Consider the following 19,369-nt stretch of genomic DNA (forward strand, 5'->3'; position numbering starts at 1 on the left):
TTATCCGCTAGTTTGACTGCCGGGCGCTAAAATATCGCCGGGTTTTAATTGCATTGGTTCATGAAAAAACCTGGCAAGCAATATCATCGAACCAGGCGCGGTGATCAGCCAGGGAGAAGCGACCAGTAACAGCCCGGGTGAAAAATGAGGATAAAAATAGACAAAGGAGATAACCGGAACCATTAATCCATTCGCTATCAGGAACCACCTTAGCCAGAACCGTGGGTTGCCTTTATTGAAGGTGAAACCGGCAAACAGCGTAGATGTCCCCATGCAAATGTAGCCCAGCGCATCTATTGTCCAGAAGAAGGAGCGCGGGCTTACTGTCAGTATATTGGGTTTAGGATCATACAGTGACATCGGTATGACCACCGCCAATTGAACTGTGTACATCAAAATCACATAGACCGCGTACAACACCGCAAAGAGCAGCGCCGCATGGCTCCAGATCCGTTTTTTGTTTGTTGTAGAATAATGAAGTGCCAGTATTGCCAGTAAGAACGGGGGGGCTATACCCAGGGAAAAGCCATAAATGAGCGAATCCGCCAGGGGATAGCCAATGACTTTTAACAGTTGAAGCAACTGTACAGCACCATAACCGACAATGGCAATAAATGCCGTCAGCGCAGCGTAATATCCAAGTTTGCTGACATCGTTTCTCATTTGCTGTATTTTACGGTGAAGAAAAGGGTGACAAGGAATGGATTGCTTGCCAGCCAAAATTAGGCGGCTTTGGAGTTCCGGAAAAAGATGCTGATCATTAAAATAAATGAGATTGGTCAGGTTCGGTATGAACCGTTCGGTTAAAAAGGTATCAAAACCTTCATAACCGCTTAATCATTGATTTAAGCGTTTTATGCCAATCCTATCGTTGCCGAAGTGACACTTCCTTGCCTATATTATAAATACAGATTTAACAAGCGCCACATATTGAAGGGACAAATAACAGGTGATTACGCTCTGCTTGTAGGTCAAACTGACCATCTTGCATGTCTTTGTTCAGTTTTAAAAGAAAAGAGGAGCCAGGAGAAAGTCGTTTGGATCTGCTATTGAGTTCATCTTTATGATGGTGCCCCTTTTTTAGAGTACATAGACCGCTAAAAGCGCGGGAAATAGACAAAATATCACTATCGGGTTGGCTTTTTATTAGGCGGCTCTTCATTAGTTAAATGATAGTGCGATCAATGCGCATCCGCTGTATTGCAGCTTTTTCTGATGAGAAAACGCTGGTTTTTTATGCCGAAAAAACGGCTGCAAAATCTGCGTGAAGCTGAAGACTGACAGGAGAGCAAAAACTAAAATTTAATGAACTATCAGCGCATTAAAAAAGATATTAAATACTAACAGAAGCCATCAGCGCTGAAAGCTCTGCAATTAAGCCTGTTCGGCCACCAGGTCACCGATACTGATATGGAACAGACGGCAGATCTCGGTTAACCTTTCCAGTGTCAGGTCACGTGTGCCTGATAACCAAACCCGCAGCTCATTCATTTCCACCCGGATATGGTTGCCGAACTGCGAACGGTTCAAGCCGGTTTCAGCAAGCAACTGCTCAATTCGGACACTTAAGGCTGACCGTTGTTCACTTTGCAGCAGATCAGCAGGGCGTAATTGGTCTAAAAGACGACCTAAAAAGGTCATACTGTTTTCTGTATTCATATAGCCTGGTAGTTAGATGAATCACAAGATAAGGAACCTTACCCCTTTTTGCGCAAGATGTTGAAAACTTAAAGATTAGTTAACAGGCAATTTACAGCAAGGCTTGATCGATGCTGCTTTTATCCAGTTTTTCCGCTGGGCCTATGACAGGCTAGCGGATAGCCTCTACTACTTCTCGTCCAAGGCCCGCTAACCGCCTTTGTTATCGGGTTAAATATCAGGGTGGTTTCGCCGATAACTGTAGCAATGTAGCGGTATAGCCCCGTACTCAAAACAAAGCCTTTATAATCCGGATTTGTTAATTGATGATTAGTTTTTCCTTGTTAATAAGCAGTTGAGTTTACTATCCCATAGTACTGCAAGGATGGTCGATGGGAACATTTTGGAAGATCCGTCTTATCATGTGACGGAGGAAAAGTTAACTTAGCGGCATAACAAAAAACTATTAAAAATGGAAAAAGCGCCGATAGATAAGTTGGTCAGGCCGGTAAGCAAATTTATTCATTTAGAATATACCAGCGGGATCGTATTGTTTCTGGGCGTTTTACTGGCCATTATCTGGGTGAACTCCCCATGGGGAGAAAGTTACCATCATATCTGGGAGATCAAATTTTCCTTAGGATTTAACGAGCATGTTTTAAGCCATCCGTTGCACCTTTGGATCAATGACGGGTTAATGGCCATCTTCTTTTTCGTGATCGGCCTGGAGCTCAAACGGGAGTTCCTGGATGGAGAATTATCCAGCGCAAAGAAGGCCGCCCTGCCGATGTTCGCCGCTTTAGGCGGTATGCTTATTCCTGCCGGCATCTATTATTTGATCAATAGGAATACAGAATCAGCCCACGGCTGGGGGATACCGATGGCTACGGATATTGCTTTCGCGTTGGCCCTGCTAACGCTTGCAGGTAAACATATTCCGGGCTCGGTCAAAGTCTTTCTTTCCGCGCTTGCCGTGGCAGATGATCTTGGCGCTGTCCTGGTGATTGCCTTTTTTTACAGTTCAAACCTTGATTTCTTGCCTTTAATGATCGGTAGGATATTCCTGGTCGTACTGATCATTGGTAACGCGGTCGGCATCCGGAGTTCGGCTTTTTACCTGCTGCTTGGTTTTGGCGTTTGGGTAGGTTTTCTCCTTTCGGGTGTCCATGCGACCATAGCCGGTGTGCTGGTCGCCTTTACCATACCGGCCACAACAAAGATCGACGAAAAGCGATATTCAGAGCGATTACGGGAGTTATCTTACGATTTTGATGAAGAGGTACCCAATTGCAGCACGCTGATCACCGCCAGACAGCAGCAGACCATAGAGCATATCAAGACATTAAGCCTGGCTGCCCAAACCCCTTTGCAAAAGATAGAACATGCCCTGCATCCATGGGTAGCGTTCGTGATCATGCCACTTTTTGCTTTGGCAAATTCGGGAATCATCATCGGACATGACTTTTTTTCATCGCTGGTTAATCCGGTCAGTATAGGTGTGATCACAGGACTGCTCATTGGTAAATTCACCGGGGTTTTACTTTTCACCTGGCTGATCATTAAAAGTGGTTTTGCAGTCTTACCCGAAAAAGCTACCTGGGGGCATATGACAGGTGTAGCAGCGCTGGCCGGGATAGGTTTTACCATGTCCTTGTTCGTTTCCGGGCTTGCTTTCACCAAGCCCGAGTTTATGGATCAGGCAAAATATGGAATACTTTTAGCCTCGATAATTGCCGGCGTTATCGGGATCACGTTGCTCAAACGAACTAAAGAAGCCATTTAGTGCCAACAACGATTGCCGTTAATTACAACTTCCGTTCTTTTATTGCACGATTAGTCTGATGCCGGCTGTCTTATATCTTACCCGGAGCCATTGTTCCAGCCTGATGCGGTCAGCGGGTCTGATCGCTGAGCCAAAGCCGGCAAGGGCTACCTTCAACGTATCTGCTTTCCGGCCTTCAGCGGTGTGAACCACCATTGAACTGATCCCGAACGATCGTATGCCCGGATACAGGACTTTCAACTCCGCTAATACGCTTGTGTCAGCTACGGCCGGGGTCTTCACCGTTGCCTTCACTGTATCTGTGCGTTGTTGCCTGCTGAATACGTCTTCCATGATACTGGCTTTGATCTGGGAGAAATCGATCTCTTGTTTGGCATTTAGGCCCTGCCGGATGTTGAGCTTGACGCCTCGTAACTTGTAATCATTTAGATGTAACCGTAATGAATCCAATTCCTGTTTACTTAGCTCATTCCCGATCAGCAGCAGGTCGATCTCCTTATTCTTTTGACTGTACTTATACGACTTAGACACCACCTGGGTGTTGTGGAACCGAAAGCGCTCCTCCACGAATTTACGGGCATTCGTTTCAAATATGCTTTTATCCACAATACGGTAAGCCATAACCACACTTGGGATAATCGTAATGAGCACAACGATCACCATATAACGGTTCACCTTCTTCCCAATTCCGGGATCATCAAAATGCTTGCGGTGCATTTTAATGTAACGGGCCATTAAGAAAGTGGCGATAGCGATAAATACGCTGTTAATAAAATACAGGTATAAAGCGCCCAGGGCATACAACCAGTTCCCTGTGGCCAGGCCAAAGCCCGCGGTACATAGGGGCGGCATCAAGGCCGTTGCGATAGCGACGCCGGGTATCACGTTACTCCGCTCATTACGTGATGCCGCTACCATACCCGCCAGTCCGCCAAAAAAGGCAATAAAAACATCCCAGATCGACGGCGAGGTACGGGCCAGCAGTTCGGACTGTGCCTCATGCAAGGGCGTGATATAGAAATACAAGGTCGATGTGAGTATGCTGAATAGAGTGGCTACCAAAAGGTTTTTGCCGCCCTTTTTTACCAGTTCCAGGTCATTGATTCCTATGCCAAGACCGATACCCATCACCGGCCCCATAATAGGTGAAATTAGCATGGCGCCGATGATCACTGCTGTTGAATTGACGTTCAGACCGATAGAAGCAATAAAAACAGCGAAAATAAGCGCCCATAAATTCGCGCCTTTAAAGTCGACGTTTTTCCGGATCGCCTCGATGATCACCGCTTCGTCGGCCTTATCCTCCGACAAACTGAACCGGTGCGCCATAAAGTTTTTTATTCCTCTTGTGATCTCACTCATCTTCTTAATTTAGTTTTTTTGCAGTCGCGCCGCTAGTTTGCTAATAGTCAGCCCCTGTACCAGTATGGAGAACACCACGACCACATAGGTGATCAAAACAAACTGGTCCCGGTACATATCATTGCTTAATGAAAGCGCCAGTGCAACGGATATCCCCCCGCGTAATCCGCCCCAGGTCAATATGGTAACAGCATGCGGCTCGAACTTCACCCATCGACGCAATACGCTGACCGGGAGAATGACGGACAAGAACCGCGCCAGCAGCACGATAAGGATCGTTATGCCGCCAATGATCAGTATGGTTGAGTTGATCTTAATAACCAGCACTTCAAAGCCGATAAGCAGAAAGAGTATGGCGTTGAGGATCTCATCGATCAGTTCCCAAAATTTTCCGAGGTAATCGCGGGTGATGTCCGACATGCCTTCTGCCTTCGATTTGTTACCCGTAATGATCCCGGCGATAACCATCGCTAATGGCCCCGAAACATGCAGGTGCCCGGCAGCATAATAGCCGCCCATCACGATAGCCAGCGTGATCATCACCTCTACTTTATAATCATCGATAGAACGCAATGCTAAAAAGCCGATATAACCTACTAAAGCACCGAATGCCAGGCCACCCAGTGCCTCCTGCAGAAATAATTTAGATATGGCGACAAAGGAAATATCGGCACCACCCGATCGCGCGATCTCCGCGATCGTAATAAAGATCACCACCGCCACACCATCGTTAAAGAGCGATTCGCCTGAGATCTTCAGTTCGAGCGATCCGGGTATGCGTGCGGCTTTCAATAAACCCAGTACCGCGATCGGATCGGTCGGTGAGATCAGCGAACCAAACAGCAGACAGTAAATGAAGGGTATCTGCATGCCGAACCAGCCAAAGACAAGCCAGGTGAGGCCACCGACTATAAAAGTGGAGAGCACAATGCCAACAGTGGCCAATACCAGCACGGGCAGCGCCTGTTCCCTTAGCTTTTGCGCATTGATATGAATAGCACCGGCAAAGAGCAGGAAGCTCAGCATAAAGTTCATCAGTACTTCCTGAAAGTCTATGGATGATACCAGCTGAACCGCTTTTTCCGAGAGCAGCGAATGTGAACTGCCCAGCGTCGCCAGCAAAAGGGACGCCCCAAGCGAAAGGATCATAATACCGATCGTTGGCGGCCATTTGATATAACGGTGGTTGATGTAAGCAAATATAGCTGCCAGCACGATCGTGATGGTTAATATTTCGTTGATGTTCATGAACTTTTAGATTGGGAAGCCGAATATAAGCTTTCCCGCCATCTGAATGATTGAAAATCGGCAGGTTGTGCGATACAAATTAAATCCATATTGCGTTGAATATCCATATTTCCCTGTACAAGACAACCAGGGCAAACCGCCCAAAAGCCGATGTCGTCCGCGTATATCAGCCAATTCAGGCTCTTCTAAATTACAGCAGATATCGGAACAGGGCCTGCATCAATGATCTGTTCTCTCTTTGTATCGTAAAGCGGTCCAAATGAGTATCAATGCCTGCAAAAACAATCATTATTATTCCTGTTGCAGATTTCATAGCTCATATTTTAGAGGTTAGAGCTCAAATTGCTGATGAGTTTGACGAGCGGCCGATAGTCGCTCCAGCAACTCCTGTATCAGATAAGGTGTAAGAAGATTGTAGTGAGCCATGGATGGTTCGCTACCTACCTTAATGGTAAACGCAGTTTTCTCATCCTTTAACTTGAGAAACATGTCTTCATCGGTCTGATCATCTCCTGCACATAAGATAAAGTCGTAGGCGCTTCCATTCAAAAGCTGCGCAATGGCCTCGCCCTTGTTGGTCGCAGCACCCTTAACTTCAATCACTTTATGGCCATTGAGTATACTTAACTTGGACAGGTCTGCTTTTTCTCTCAGCATTTGAAGTAGCTGCCCGGCTTTAATGCTTGCCAGGTTGATTTCCGCATTCCGGTAATGCCACGCGATCGAAAAATCTTTTTGTTCAATAAATGACCCCGGGCATTGGTTTACGACCGAGCGCATAATTTCCGCGATATCGTGTAGTGCCACTTTGATATCAGCCGATCCAGAAACCTGCCAGTCGCCGCCGGCATGACGCATTTTGACTCCGTGTTCGGCGATAAGGCCTAAGGGCAGATGCCCAAGCCAATTTTCTAAGGAGTCGCTGTCCCGTCCGGACACGATATATACCTTGTTAACAGGGTCGTTGGAAAGCTCTTGCAGTACCTGTAAAACGGCTGTTGACGGAGATGCCATTTGCGGATCCGCAAAGAATGGCGATAAGGTTCCGTCATAATCGAGCAGGATCAGCCTCTTCGTTGACCCTGCATATGATTCGAACATTTTAGCCTTGGCGAAATTGTCGAGTAACAGCGGTTCTTTTTTTATTTGCTCTGCGCTTACCCGGTCCAGGGCTGTAAAGAACTGCTTCGCCCAGGTTACCACATCGTAAGACCTCACACTTTCCTGCATGGCAGTCATCCGACTTTCTTGCTCATCGGGACTCATTTCTAGTCCAACTTTAATCATCCGGGAAATTTCCCTTCGATCATTTGGATTAATCAGCAGCGCTTCTGCAAGTTGGTTAGCGGCGCCGGCCATCTCACTGAGCACCAGCACGCCTTGCTTATCTCGCCTGGAAGCGACAAATTCCTTGGCGACAAGATTCATTCCATCCCTTATCGGCGTAATAAGCGCCAGATCGCAGGCCGTGTATAGCCCAAGCAATTCTTCGAAAGACAGATGACCGTACTGATACATAACCGGCTGCCAGTTAATATTGCCAAGCCGGCTATTCAAGTTGCCGATATATTCGTCAATCATTTTTTTTCGCTCAGCGTACTTCCTGATCGAATCTCTTGAGGGAACAATCACAAGGGCGAAGACGACTTTTTCCTTATAGTGTGGATTTTGTACTAAAAACTCCCCGTAGCCTTTCAAACGATTAAAAACCCCTTTGGAGTAATCCAGCCGATCAACTGAAAATATAAGTTTTTTATCCTGCTTTGAACGCAGATATTCCGACCGCTTCAAAAGCACAGCCCGGTCACTTGATCCCTCATGAAATCTCTTAAAATCAATTCCGATGGGAAAAGCTCCGACCCGAACATCACGGCCACTCCGACGGATAGTCCTTCCCTGTACAGTTACTTTCATAACCTTTTGTACACATGTAAGAAAATGCTCGAGATAGTCTTCGGTATGGAAGCCGATTACATCCGCGCCGAGCATCCCGTTAATCAACTCATGTTGCCATTCCCTTGGAATAACCCTAAATAACTCATACGAGGGGAAAGGAATATGAAGAAAAAAACCAATGGTGAGCTGAGGGAATTTTTCCCTTAGCATACCCGCCAGCGGCAACAGATGATAGTCATGGATCCACACGGTGTCCCTCGCATCAATAGTTTGTTCAAGTTCTTCTGCGAATTTAGCGTTCACCTTATGATAGCCCTCAAAAAAGGAAGGCTGATAGTCGGCGAAGGACGGGAAGTAATGAAAAAGCGGCCAAAGGACAGAATTTGAAAATCCGTCATAATATTGTTCATAATGCTTTGGAGATACGAAAACAGGCATGAATTCATATTCAGCGTTTATTCCCGAATCGGCAGATTTCCAAAGCTTTTCTGAACAATCAGACACTCCGACCCAAACTTTTCTGGTAAACCGGGAATTCGCTTCCTGTCCCAGGTAGGCACTGATAGCAGAGACGAGCCCTCCGGATGATGGCCTGTAAAAATAGTTCTCGCCATTTTTTTCAATGGTAATTGGTAATCGGTTGGATATAATAAATAATCTTGACATTGTTCTTTCTTAAAATAAAATTGCAATCAGGCACGACATATGTGTCACTGGAACAAATTATGGTCCAGACATACAATACGGCCTCGAATTAATGATGATTATAAGGTACGTGCCCCGCTATTTGAGCGCGGTGGTTAATATCAAAAAGGAGTGAGTCTGAAAAGCAAGAGACATGCAGCCACTAAAGTGCGTGACTTGCCTAATGCCCGAAACGCCGCATGGACAGGTGATAAGAAAGTGATTAATCCGAAATTTTTTCTATAAACTACTTTCCAAATGATTTGAAGGCGGTGGTATTGGGAACCAATATAACGATTCCGATATTTGATTTTATCTGGCGGTTTTTGGTCTTCCTGCTGAACATTGTTTTGTTTGTTGATGAGCCAAAGTAAAAGATTTTCAGGTGCATACGACCTATTTGAATTGAAAGAAATGGCATTCCGGCCTTTTTCAAAGGGATTGCTCCCGTGAAAGCAAACCATGGTATTGATCAGCCAAACAGAAACCAGCCAAAAAAGTAATTTTCTCATTACCATATTTTCAATATAGTAAATATCGGTCAGAGCTCCAATCATGTGTAACACTTTGTTTTTTTGTTGCGGTGAAATTCGGATAATGTTGGGCATGCGAATTGAGCTCCGGCGTATGCTGATATGTATTGCAGGCGGCGTTAGAGATTGCAGGCAGCGCACCCCAGGATTCAGCACCGTTATATACCAGCGGTAGCTACCGCTGAATGGATTAACGAAAGACACTAAGACTGGCGATGTTACGGCGTTAACACCTACGCCAAGCAATAACGGAACTATTTTTTGGTTAAGAATATGCTTTCATCAATTCCCGGTAACGATTCAGTACTTTAGATTTAGAAATAAAACCGATCAGCCTTTGGTCATGGGTAACGGGCAATACCCAACTGCCGGTATCATCGAATTTCCTCAGGATACTTTCCATACTTTCTTCTTCGTCGATTAATGCAGGTGGCAGGCTCATTAATTTAATAATGCTTAGACTTTCCTTTAAGTCCTTATCAAACATTACCGGGCGTATGCTATCAAGTGTGATGATGCCTTCCAGCTCCGTTTCCTTGTTGACCACCGCGATCATGTTCCGGCTACCCGTCCTGATCAGGCTGATCAAATCTTCAATTGAGGCATCAATCTGCACGGTTTGAGTGTCCTTATCGATCAGATCGGCTACCGGGATCAATGAAAGTAAGTTGCGGTCGTGTTCGGTCGTAAATATTTGTCCTTTATCCGTCAGTTCCTGCAAGTCGGGTGAAACGTGCGAAAACCGTTTAGCCATTAAATATGAAGTCACCGAAACGATCATTAAGGGAATGAAAAGATCATAACCTGAACTGGATTCCGCTATAAGAAAGATGGCTGTCAGAGGCGCATACAATACACCGCTCATTACGCCTGCCATGCCCACAATGACCATATTGAAAATCGGCACATCAGGAATGCCAAGCAAAGAGGCGGCTGTCGCTATGAAGTAACCCAATATTCCCCCGGCAAAGAGGGCTGGTGCGAAATTCCCTCCATTACCGCCGCTGAAAATAGTCAGAGAGGTAGCAAATGCCTTGAATAAACAGATCAATCCTAAAAAGATCAGGACAAACCAGTCATGATAAGGAAGATATTTAAAAAAGCTTAGCCCGATGATCGCTCCTATCTTGCCGTTGACCAGATCCTTAACAGTCTGGTATCCCTCGCCGAAAAGGGGTGGGAAAAGGCAGCATAACAGGGAGAGAATCAAACCACCGATCAGTGCCTTCTGTAGTCTTTTAACTTTCATTGATCTGAGGCGGTGTTCAACCCAATGCGTAATTACCAGGAAATAGCGGGCGTAAAATCCGCATGCAACGGCCAGGAAAAGGTAAAATGGAATATTCTTATAGTTGAAAGCGTGCCGGGAATGAAAAAGGAATAAAGTTTGTTCGTTTAAAACGATCCTTGAAATCAGGCTGCCGCAAACTGAAGCGACGATCAGCGGAATAAAGTCCGAAAAAACCACGCCGGTCAGCAATATTTCAAAAGCAAACATCATCCCCGCGATAGGCGCATTGAATGCCGCAGCGATACCTGCCGTCGCGCCGGAAGCCAGCAGTAAAGTCCTGTCCCGGTAGTCGAGATGATAAGTATTGGCAAAGTTTGAACCGATAGCAGAACCGGTAACGGCAATAGGGCTCTCCAGCCCCGCAGAGCCACCCAATCCTACCGTTATTGCACTTTGGACGACCTGCGAATACATTTTAACATGAGAAACCATGCTGGAATTTTGAGCGATCTCATACAAAATGGCCGGTATCCCTTTCCGGTCCTGTCCTTTGAAAAACACAATAACCACCAGTGTCGTCAAAACAATACCGAGCATTGGAAAAATAAAATAAAAGACGAGCTGTTGTTCGAATATAAACTTTATGGTAATTAACCGGTGTATCTCATGAACCAGGGTTTTGAGCAGTACTGCAGCAAACCCGGCAGTGCTGCCGACAAGGATGCCCGAAAGAATCATAAACTGACTACGAGAAATGTTCTTGTGCAGCCAAAAAAGCACGATCTCGTGGAGCATAACTTTTCTCAGGCTCTTCGCATTAAAATCCCTCTTAAATTTTAGAAACAAATGGAACTTTCGGAGATTACTGAACTTATACATTGTAGATGATTGCGCGGGGTGAGAATATGGACAAAGTTAGCTTTTTTGCCAAAAGTGTAAATGGCGTATGCTCTGTTATTTTATAATCTTTTCCCACCCAATTTTTGTGTTTTGAAGCGATGTGAAATGTTTGTTTACGTTTTGTTATAAAAATTAAGCGTTAATTCATTATTTTTTTTAACTCTTTTAATATGCAGTCGTATTCTCCACCCAACCAAAGTAAGTGTCCCCAGCGGTTATTGAATATCACCAATGTGCTACCATTGATATGATCTTTAGCGTTTTGCGGATGGGACAAGCCGACAGCATTATCATAGTGACTATGCAATATTAAAGTCGGGCATTGTATTTTGCGTAAAGTGTTTGATTTGATGGTCTGATCTAAGTCGTTATTGAAACCGTGGTACGATCTCATCCCCAAAGTCATTTTTGTCAATTCCAGGCGCTCATCTTCGGTAAAATCAGCAGGCCGGTATGTGGACACTTGTTTAAACATAATTTTTGTCATAAATACAGGAAAAAGATTGAAGCATATCCTGTAGCAAGTCCACGTATAACGCTCTATTAACGGAGCAAATATTATTTTTGCTCCCTTGTAAACCATGGAGCTGTCTGAAAACCATTTTTTTGTTAAGGCAGATAACAATATTAAATGTTCAATGCGCTTAGGATAATTTGCGGCAATATTTAAAGCTGTCAATCCACCGGCAGATATGCCAAAAACCGTTACTTTTTCAATACCTAACGTATCTAACAGCGCAATAAACAATTCGGCAGTGCCCTCCGCCGTTTTGTTTTGACTTGTCAATGGGGTTAAACCATAGCCGGGCCTTGAGGGTGTTATAAAACAGCACTTTTGAGGATCCAGCCCTTTCTGAAATATGGTTTCTTTGGAGTTGGTGTGTCCGCCAATTACGATCAGGACGGGCTTCCCACTTCCGTGCAGGGTATACTCAATCTTTCCTTTTAATGTAGTTGTTTGCAACGTATCCATGTCCAATCAAATATACCTGCCGGCTTATCCGGGCAATTTAATATAAATATTTAAGGATGAAGTATAGCCTGGATTCAAAACTTTCTGACATTATTGTGAAGATCATCAGAAATCTAATATCAGGAACAAAAAAGACAAAAGATGGAAAATTAATTTTGCCAGTCAAATAACAAATGCGACGGGTATGGTGTCGGTATAGCCATATGTACGGTACTCTTGTCTGCCCTTGTTAAAGAACCAGAATATAATCGGAAAAATAAGTAAAGTAAGTAAAATAAGCACGGTTGCCGTGACCAGTCATCCGATAATGACGATGGTGAGTGGTTTTTGCGATTCGTAATTAATATCCTTCGAATGGCTGCCGGTAAGAGCCCAATAGACGACATCAGGGCCGTCTGAAAATGGGGCGGGTTCGTTGCTTTACCGCTTCCAGGATAGCGGTACCTATAGGCATATGCCTTTTTCAGCTGTGATGAAATTCCGAGATCAGGATCACTGCCTTTGGATAAAGGCCTTTAATCAGCTAAATACAATAAATTATTCGGTTAACAAATGATTATGAAACTTTTAATTCCTGATAATCGGTGCCGGAATTTGAAGTGGTCGGGTCCCGTCCAGTTCCCTGTTGCACACTGTCAGGAACGTCTTTATTGAATTTTATCCCACCGCTGTCAGCCACCAGGAGAGGCCGGTTTTCCGACAGGCACTTATCGCTGGCTTGTTGACCGTTTAAGCTACCAGAAGGCAAAAGAATAGGGCTGACGGCATAGGTAACCACCTTTTTTTTAGCGGGCAACCTGTTGATGGTCAGATAATAATGTGACACTGGTCATTATTTTTCGTACGGTATTGATCTAAGTTTGATTATAAGGAAATCGTATGAAAAAGTACCCGGATTTAAAAGATTGCGCATTGAAAAGGATACCGGCCGGTGTCCGCTCATTTATATGTTTGTTAATTATTTTATCAATAATCACCGCATCTCCTGCCAATAGCAAAGCAAGTAATGGCAGGGAGCTCTCGGAGGAAATTGAAAAGCAATTAAACAGCGGGCATTTATGGCTTACCTTCCCCGCGTCCACAAAAAAATTTTATCAGCAGCGTAAGTTTGACGCTAACTGGATAACAACAGATACGGAAGCAAAGCAGACGTGGCAGGCAATGCTGATGCTGGATTGCGTTCTGCAGTTTGGTTTGTCCTATGAGGATTACCATTATAACGACCATTTACCCAGTATGCTTCACGATATTTTGGAGGCGCCGGACAAGGTCTCGCTTAGCCGGCAGGCCAGGTTTGAAATTATGCTTACTGATGATATGATAACCTTTATTAATCAACTGCATTACGGTGTCCTGAACCCGCAATTTTCGTCAGCTAACATCGATACGGCGTCGGCCGCGGTCGTCCGGGCGGAGGCCGTATTGAAAAACGCGATGAAAGAGGATAAATTCATGCGTGCCATAGCGGATGTGCAGCCCCGGTCGAAAGAATATGAGAGCCTGCAGGAATACCTTTCATCGGCCGTGCAGTATTTGGATAACTGTTATGAACTGCCCAGGGGAGAGCTCAGGCACGTGGCGATGAACATGGAACGTCTGCGCTGGGCCGGAATCACGGATAAGAACTTCTTAATGGTTAATATCCCCTCGTATGTTTTAAAATATTATCATCAGGATTCAATCTATCGGTTCAAGGTGATAGTCGGGACGCCGAAAGACCCGACGCCATCTTTACAAAGTGAGTTAAAGTACTTTATTACGGCACCTGACAGGAAGCTGCCGGCGAGAATATTTATCGAAGACGTTGTTCCTAACGCGATACGGGATCACGCGTATTTGGAAAATAACCATTACACCATTTATGACCGGCAGGGCCGGTATGTGAATCCTGACCATGACAAGCTGATGGAAATTAAACAAAAGCCATCTGTTTATTTCGCCAGGCAATCCTCAGGCTGCGACAATGCTTTCGGCGCGGTGGTATTTCGTTTTCCGAATGTCTACGCTATCTCCATACACGACACTCCCGAAAAACAATTATTTGAAAAGGAGGAACGGGCATTTAGCCAAAGCAGTATCCGCGTTGAGCAGCCAGCGCAGCTTGCTGCTCTTTTGCTGGAGCACGATCATGCGAAAGGTAGCGTAGCGGCAATGCAAAAAGCCATCGCGGCGTATAAAAACAAAAGATTTAATCTTAACAGGGCGGTACCCGTCAAGGTGGTTTATTTAACCTGTGAAAGTGAAGGCGGAAAGCTAACCACTTATAAAGACATCTACAATTTAGATAAAAGCCTGGAACTGGCCATGTTTGACCTGGAAAGGCCTTTAAGCAAGATGTAAAATTAAAATCATGGAAAAAATACTGGTTACCACGGATCTCTCCCTCAATTCCAAATCGGGCATTCGTTTTGCCATGCGGCTGGCCGAACAGAGAAATGCCGAATTGATAGTATTGCATGTTTTCGCTGTTTCCAGGTCTGCCTCCTGGACCAGCGGCAAATACAAGGAGCATATAGCACAACAAAAGGAGGAGCAGGCAAAAAGATTAGCGGCCTTCACCAGGCATATTGAACGCACATCTAAAATATTTAAGTTGCGTTATCGCATCCTGGCGGAACATGGTATGGACACGGTTGCGTGCATCCTTCGTTGTACCAGGCGATACAGGGCAACGTTTATTTGTATCAGTACACATGGGGCGCGGGCAATAAAAAAAATGTTCGGTACACATACCAGTGAGCTGATTCTGCAATCTGCCATCCCGGTGATAACCGTCCCCAGTAACTGGCGGCAAAAGGCGTTCAGCAAAATACTATATGCAACGGACATGACGGATTACCACCGGGAACTTAAAAAAGTTGTCGCCTTTGCAAGGCCGGTAAAGGCAACTGTGACCATGTTACATCTGTTATATAAAGATCAGCCCATCCCGGATGACGACATGGCCGAAAAAACCTTGGCGAAGGAAGCGCATTATCCGGTTAAGCTGATGTATCGTAAAATGAATATTGAAAATACGATAATAGAAGAAATTGACGATGTTATTGCCGTTATAAAACCTTCGATACTGGTATTGTTCACCCATCAAGATCGTTCTGCGTTCGACAGGATGCTTTTCCCCGGCATAGCGGAAGAATATTGCTTTTGCGGCAATATCCCTTTACTGACATTCAAGAAATCCAGGCGTTAGCTGCATTACAATGTTATCCCATAGCCTGGATATGAATGCCCGGGGATAACCGCTGATAGGATCGCGTCAACGTTCTGTTTCATGAGTGCTATCCCAGTGTAAGGCGGGCGGTATCCTTTGCCATTTTCCTGCGGGCCAGACAGGAACACGACTGTTTTTTATGGCTTTCGTGATGAAGGTCACTCTTTAAAGTGCCGGTCGTCAGTGCGGATACAGCAGCCCCAATTTAAATTTACAGTAACTGATAACCTGTCGCCGTTTGGCGCCGGGAGTGTACGATAAAATATAAATTATGAAAAAGTTAAGTGCCGCATTTGACGGATTGAAATTTTCTGAAGGTACGATGAGGTATGCGATCAGGATGGCCGCTGACGACAATGCGCTGTTAACAGGCGTTTTCCTGGAGAGCTTCCTGTATCATAGCTTTCACCTCTTTGATATGGTTGGCAGCCAGGGGGTGTCCAAGGTGAAACTGAAGCATCTGCTGGAAAAAGACAAGGAGACCCGACTGAACGCTGCCTCCCGGTTCCAGGAGCAGTGCAGGCAGATAGAGGTGGAATGCACGATCCATCACGACAAGATTTTTGCGCTTGATGATCTGATCAAAGAAAGTATTTACAGCGATCTGATGCTCATTGGTGCCCATGAAACCGTTAGTAATATAGCAGAAACCCCACCGACAACATTTGTTTGTGACTTCCTTGCGGAAGCGCAATGTCCCGTCATGGTGGTTCCTCGTAAATACACCGATATCCAGAAAGTGATTCTGCTGTACGATGGCAGTCCGTCTTCCGTATTCGCGGTAAAAATGTTCAATTACCTTCTGCCGTTTCTGCGCGAACGGGAAACAGAGGTCGTATATGTTTCCCAGGATGAGACGCATAAGGAGTTGCCCGAAAAGCAGCTGATAAGAGAATTTATCCGTTGCCACTACCCGAAAGCGGACTATAAGATCCTGGTCGGCAATCCTGAAGACGAAATTATTTCTTATCTGAAAAAAGCGGAACTGAATACGATGGTGGTTATGGGGGCCTACCAACGGGGAGTCGTGTCCAGGTGGTTCAAAAGCAGTATGGCAAATAAATTAATGCAGGAAGAGCTTTCCATTCCATTATTCATTGCCCATTACCGATAACCAATAAATGATGAAAAATGCAAGATCTATAATCGTCTTGGTGTTGTTGACGGCAGCGGGATGCGGTACTTCAAAAATTACGAGCGTATGGAAGGCGCCTTTGCTGAACCCGCCGGCTTATGATAAAATATTGGTTCTGGGACTGATCAGTGCAAAAGACCGAAGTATCCAGGAAAACATGGAGAACCATATGGCGGGCGACCTGAATGATCTGGGTTATCATGCCATATCCTCCTTACAGGAATACGGGCCAAAAGCTTTTGACAAAATGACGGAAACTGCCGCGTTATCAAAATTAAAAAACAGTAAGGTTGATGCCATATTAACCATTGTGCTTTTAAAAAAGTCAAGGGAAAGACAATATGTTACACCCCCGGTAATTTACCCGCCCTATGCCTCCGAATATAACCGGTTCTGGCTATACCGTTCCCGCCTTGTGGGGCGCATCTATGAGCCCGGGTACTATGTAACAAATACCCGTTACTTTTGGGAGAGTAATTTATATGATATGAAAACCCAGCAGCTTTTGTATTCGGCGCAAACGGAATCTTTTGACTCGTCTGAACCGGCGAGTCTCGGTCACGAATACGGGCAGCTGATTGTCAAAAATATGGTGAAGCAGGGCGTCTTATTTCACCAAAAACCTTAAATATATTAAATCGCAAGCCATGTTAGGTACATTTGATGAAAAACAGATAGATGAATTGCTGGAAAGCCAGTTCATTGGCAGGATAGGCTGCCATGCCGAGGGCATCACCTATATCGTGCCTGTAAATTACGTATTTGACGGTAAGGCTATTTATGTGCACTCTGCGGAGGGGATGAAGATCAAAATGCTGCGGAGTAATCCAAGTGTCTGTTTTGAGGTAGACGTTATAACTGACATATTCAACTGGCGGAGTGTAATTGTATGGGGGCAGTTTGAAGAGTTGACGGACATAAGGGACCAAAGCTATGCGATGCAAATGATTATTAACCGGATACGGCCTTTACTGAAAGAAGAACAGTCGCATCCATCACATGGAATTACGGAAAACGCAAGTGATATCGGTTATGAAAAAGAGCTGGTTGTTTACAGAATAATCCCCGAAAAAAAGACAGGACGATTCGAGACGACCACCAAAAGCGGCAGGGCCTAGGAAAAAGTTAAAGTGCAATAGTTATTATGAAAAAAATATTAGTCCTCACCGATTTTTCCGACAATGCGTCGCACGCTGCGTCATCAGCAATCTTCTTAGCCAGCAAGGTACATGCCAGCGTACTGTTGTTCCATACGTTTATCCGGCAGGCAGTACCCGTCAATGCGGACACACCCTGGCAGATCGAAGAGCTGATGTGGGCGGACCAAAGCAAATATAATCTGGCTTATTTGACTGAAAATCTGGAACCGCTCGTTGATCAATTACCTCCTGCTGATTACCACCCTAAGATACACACGGAAAGTACAGAGGGAAGCTTAGCGTTTCAGTTAAAAGAGCAACTGCAAAATCATGATATAGAATTTATTGTGATGGGAGCCGGATCAGGTACGACCATGGAACATATACTGGCAGGTAGTTCCACAACCGCCGTTATCGAGCACACGACGCGTCCCGTTATAATCATCCCGGCTGCAGCGCAACTGCAACGGTTGAAGAAAGTTATTTTCGCAACTGACTTTGACGAGGCGGATATCCATGCGCTTGGGTATCTTACGGGCTTAGGGAAACTGTTTGATTTTCAACTGGAAATTGTCCATGTTAAACTTTTTAAACAAACGGAGCAGGAGGTCAGCGGGCCGGAAAGATCTTTTTTTGAAAAGGTTGAAAAGCTACATTACCCAAATCTGTCGTATCAAGAGGTAAAGGGCAAAGACCTGGCTAGCCGGCTTAACCGGATTTGCAAAGATAAGACCTCAGATCTTCTCGTGATGGTGCATGATCAGCGTGGTCTTTTGGGCAGGCTGTTTGGCGGCAGTGTATCCAAAGCAATTTTAAAGAGACAGTCACTACCCGTAATGATCATTCCAGGTACGATAAAAGTTTGACAAGTCCTGAGGCCATCAGAATTTAGTTAGATCGCCGAACCCGTTATTTCTTTGTTTTACTCTCCTCTAAGCTCCCTTTCAGAGAAGCTTTATTTACCAATTGACTGATGTTTTCAAATTATCCTTGACCGGTAATCACGCATGCGATCTTTTCTGTGCCTGCTGCTTTGCCGGTAAGCATCCGGGATAATCACCAGGAAACGGGTTTTTGCCGAAGGAGAGCGGTTACTTGTTGTTGTTTATATAATTGATTATTAAGCAGGCTTTTAAGCGAAGTTTATTAGCTTTGTGATGCAGTTATCGGGATGCAATAATTCTATACTTCCCCGTTCCCATTTTCTTAGTGTTAACTATTAATAGAGGGTTATGAAAACTACAATATTGCTGATAGAAGACAATGATGATATCAGGGAAAATACCGCGGAGCTGCTTAACCTGGAAGGTTATCAGGTCATGTCCGCAAACTGTGGCAACCAAGCCCTGGAAATGATCGCGTTAACTATGCCCGATTTGATCATATGTGATATCAAGATGCCGGGTATGGACGGTTTTGAGGTTCTGCAGAGTTTGAGGTCGGAGTCGCTTACCCGGAATATTCCATTGATCTTTTCATCCGCGAATTCCGAACAGTCCGACCAAAAGATAGCGCGTGACCTGGGCATTGAAAACTACCTCGTTAAACCTTATGATGATAAGCAACTCTTCGCCTGTATAAAAAATTGTTTGGTGTCGTAACCAATCAGTATGGAAACCCACTGCGGTTAAAGTGA

The 19,369-nt window shown here is 45.0% G+C and carries 17 protein-coding genes; 8 read left to right on the plus strand and 9 right to left on the minus strand.

Annotated features, from left to right (window positions below; translation table 11 throughout):
• Together NPE20_RS14370 and NPE20_RS14375 are read right to left on the minus strand one after the other, a co-directional pair.
• A complete protein-coding gene (locus NPE20_RS14370) occupies positions 1–663 on the minus strand; it encodes a hypothetical protein (protein ID WP_256539358.1) in 663 nt (220 codons plus the stop codon).
• Between the two features lie 711 nt (positions 664–1,374).
• On the minus strand, positions 1,375–1,659 hold the full coding sequence (locus NPE20_RS14375) for a helix-turn-helix domain-containing protein (RefSeq protein WP_256539359.1): 285 nt from the start codon (positions 1,657–1,659) through the stop codon (positions 1,375–1,377).
• Positions 1,660–2,110: 451 nt separating this feature from the next.
• Here NPE20_RS14375 and nhaA point away from each other — a divergent pair, with 451 nt between their 5' ends.
• Positions 2,111–3,421 carry a Na+/H+ antiporter NhaA gene (gene nhaA / locus NPE20_RS14380; RefSeq protein ID WP_256539360.1) on the plus strand — a complete coding sequence of 437 codons (1,311 nt, stop codon included), beginning with the start codon at positions 2,111–2,113 and terminating at the stop codon, positions 3,419–3,421.
• Between the two features lie 39 nt (positions 3,422–3,460).
• Here nhaA and NPE20_RS14385 read toward each other — a convergent pair whose 3' ends face one another.
• The 7 genes from NPE20_RS14385 to NPE20_RS14415 form a co-directional block, all read right to left on the minus strand.
• Entirely contained in the window at positions 3,461–4,783 is a 1,323-nt protein-coding gene (locus NPE20_RS14385) for a TIGR00341 family protein (protein WP_256539361.1), read from the minus strand.
• A gap of 9 nt (positions 4,784–4,792) precedes the next feature.
• Positions 4,793–6,031 (minus strand): cation:proton antiporter, encoded by a 1,239-nt coding sequence (locus tag NPE20_RS14390; RefSeq protein ID WP_256539362.1) that lies wholly within the window; start codon positions 6,029–6,031, stop codon positions 4,793–4,795.
• A gap of 330 nt (positions 6,032–6,361) precedes the next feature.
• Positions 6,362–8,593 carry a bifunctional alpha,alpha-trehalose-phosphate synthase (UDP-forming)/trehalose-phosphatase gene (locus tag NPE20_RS14395; protein WP_256539363.1) on the minus strand — a complete coding sequence of 744 codons (2,232 nt, stop codon included), beginning with the start codon at positions 8,591–8,593 and terminating at the stop codon, positions 6,362–6,364.
• A 140-nt stretch (positions 8,594–8,733) separates the two neighbouring features.
• Entirely contained in the window at positions 8,734–9,219 is a 486-nt protein-coding gene (locus NPE20_RS14400) for a hypothetical protein (RefSeq protein ID WP_256539364.1), read from the minus strand.
• Between the two features lie 190 nt (positions 9,220–9,409).
• On the minus strand, positions 9,410–11,170 hold the full coding sequence (locus NPE20_RS14405) for a chloride channel protein (protein ID WP_256539365.1): 1,761 nt from the start codon (positions 11,168–11,170) through the stop codon (positions 9,410–9,412).
• A 244-nt stretch (positions 11,171–11,414) separates the two neighbouring features.
• Entirely contained in the window at positions 11,415–12,248 is an 834-nt protein-coding gene (locus NPE20_RS14410; protein WP_256539366.1) for an alpha/beta fold hydrolase, read from the minus strand.
• 556 nt (positions 12,249–12,804) lie between these two features.
• Positions 12,805–13,074, minus strand: a complete 270-nt coding sequence (locus NPE20_RS14415; protein ID WP_256539367.1) for a hypothetical protein — start codon at positions 13,072–13,074, stop codon at positions 12,805–12,807.
• A gap of 53 nt (positions 13,075–13,127) precedes the next feature.
• On the opposite strand from NPE20_RS14415, the gene NPE20_RS14420 reads away from it, so the two are divergent.
• The 7 genes from NPE20_RS14420 (at position 13,128) to NPE20_RS14450 (ending at position 19,334) form a co-directional block, all read left to right on the plus strand.
• A complete protein-coding gene (locus NPE20_RS14420) occupies positions 13,128–14,588 on the plus strand; it encodes a L,D-transpeptidase scaffold domain-containing protein (protein WP_256539368.1) in 1,461 nt (486 codons plus the stop codon).
• Positions 14,589–14,598: 10 nt separating this feature from the next.
• Positions 14,599–15,438 carry a universal stress protein gene (locus tag NPE20_RS14425; protein WP_256539369.1) on the plus strand — a complete coding sequence of 280 codons (840 nt, stop codon included), beginning with the start codon at positions 14,599–14,601 and terminating at the stop codon, positions 15,436–15,438.
• 292 nt (positions 15,439–15,730) lie between these two features.
• Entirely contained in the window at positions 15,731–16,573 is an 843-nt protein-coding gene (locus NPE20_RS14430; protein WP_256539370.1) for a universal stress protein, read from the plus strand.
• Positions 16,574–16,580: 7 nt separating this feature from the next.
• Positions 16,581–17,222 (plus strand): hypothetical protein, encoded by a 642-nt coding sequence (locus NPE20_RS14435; protein ID WP_256539371.1) that lies wholly within the window; start codon positions 16,581–16,583, stop codon positions 17,220–17,222.
• Positions 17,223–17,241: 19 nt separating this feature from the next.
• Entirely contained in the window at positions 17,242–17,712 is a 471-nt protein-coding gene (locus tag NPE20_RS14440) for a pyridoxamine 5'-phosphate oxidase family protein (RefSeq protein WP_256539372.1), read from the plus strand.
• A 26-nt stretch (positions 17,713–17,738) separates the two neighbouring features.
• Entirely contained in the window at positions 17,739–18,599 is an 861-nt protein-coding gene (locus tag NPE20_RS14445; protein WP_256539373.1) for a universal stress protein, read from the plus strand.
• 366 nt (positions 18,600–18,965) lie between these two features.
• Positions 18,966–19,334: a response regulator gene (locus NPE20_RS14450; protein WP_256539374.1), complete on the plus strand. Its 369-nt coding sequence runs from the start codon at positions 18,966–18,968 to the stop codon at positions 19,332–19,334.
• The last annotated feature ends 35 nt before the right edge of the window (positions 19,335–19,369 follow it).

It is taken from the genome of Mucilaginibacter aquariorum, from assembly GCF_024498135.1.
GTDB classification, from domain to species: domain Bacteria; phylum Bacteroidota; class Bacteroidia; order Sphingobacteriales; family Sphingobacteriaceae; genus Mucilaginibacter; species Mucilaginibacter aquariorum.

Excerpts from the sequence above, each read along its gene's own strand:
- NPE20_RS14370 (WP_256539358.1), bottom strand. The coding sequence starts at position 663 with ATGAGAAACGATGTCAGCAAACTTGGATATTACGCTGCGCTGACGGCA.
- NPE20_RS14375 (WP_256539359.1), bottom strand. The coding sequence starts at position 1,659 with ATGAATACAGAAAACAGTATGACCTTTTTAGGTCGTCTTTTAGACCAA.
- nhaA (WP_256539360.1), top strand. The coding sequence starts at position 2,111 with ATGGAAAAAGCGCCGATAGATAAGTTGGTCAGGCCGGTAAGCAAATTT.
- NPE20_RS14385 (WP_256539361.1), bottom strand. The coding sequence starts at position 4,783 with ATGAGTGAGATCACAAGAGGAATAAAAAACTTTATGGCGCACCGGTTC.
- NPE20_RS14390 (WP_256539362.1), bottom strand. The coding sequence starts at position 6,031 with ATGAACATCAACGAAATATTAACCATCACGATCGTGCTGGCAGCTATA.
- NPE20_RS14395 (WP_256539363.1), bottom strand. The coding sequence starts at position 8,593 with ATGTCAAGATTATTTATTATATCCAACCGATTACCAATTACCATTGAA.
- NPE20_RS14400 (WP_256539364.1), bottom strand. The coding sequence starts at position 9,219 with ATGCCCAACATTATCCGAATTTCACCGCAACAAAAAAACAAAGTGTTA.
- NPE20_RS14405 (WP_256539365.1), bottom strand. The coding sequence starts at position 11,170 with ATGCTCCACGAGATCGTGCTTTTTTGGCTGCACAAGAACATTTCTCGT.
- NPE20_RS14410 (WP_256539366.1), bottom strand. The coding sequence starts at position 12,248 with ATGGATACGTTGCAAACAACTACATTAAAAGGAAAGATTGAGTATACC.
- NPE20_RS14420 (WP_256539368.1), top strand. The coding sequence starts at position 13,128 with ATGAAAAAGTACCCGGATTTAAAAGATTGCGCATTGAAAAGGATACCG.
- NPE20_RS14425 (WP_256539369.1), top strand. The coding sequence starts at position 14,599 with ATGGAAAAAATACTGGTTACCACGGATCTCTCCCTCAATTCCAAATCG.
- NPE20_RS14430 (WP_256539370.1), top strand. The coding sequence starts at position 15,731 with ATGAAAAAGTTAAGTGCCGCATTTGACGGATTGAAATTTTCTGAAGGT.
- NPE20_RS14435 (WP_256539371.1), top strand. The coding sequence starts at position 16,581 with ATGATGAAAAATGCAAGATCTATAATCGTCTTGGTGTTGTTGACGGCA.
- NPE20_RS14440 (WP_256539372.1), top strand. The coding sequence starts at position 17,242 with ATGTTAGGTACATTTGATGAAAAACAGATAGATGAATTGCTGGAAAGC.
- NPE20_RS14445 (WP_256539373.1), top strand. The coding sequence starts at position 17,739 with ATGAAAAAAATATTAGTCCTCACCGATTTTTCCGACAATGCGTCGCAC.
- NPE20_RS14450 (WP_256539374.1), top strand. The coding sequence starts at position 18,966 with ATGAAAACTACAATATTGCTGATAGAAGACAATGATGATATCAGGGAA.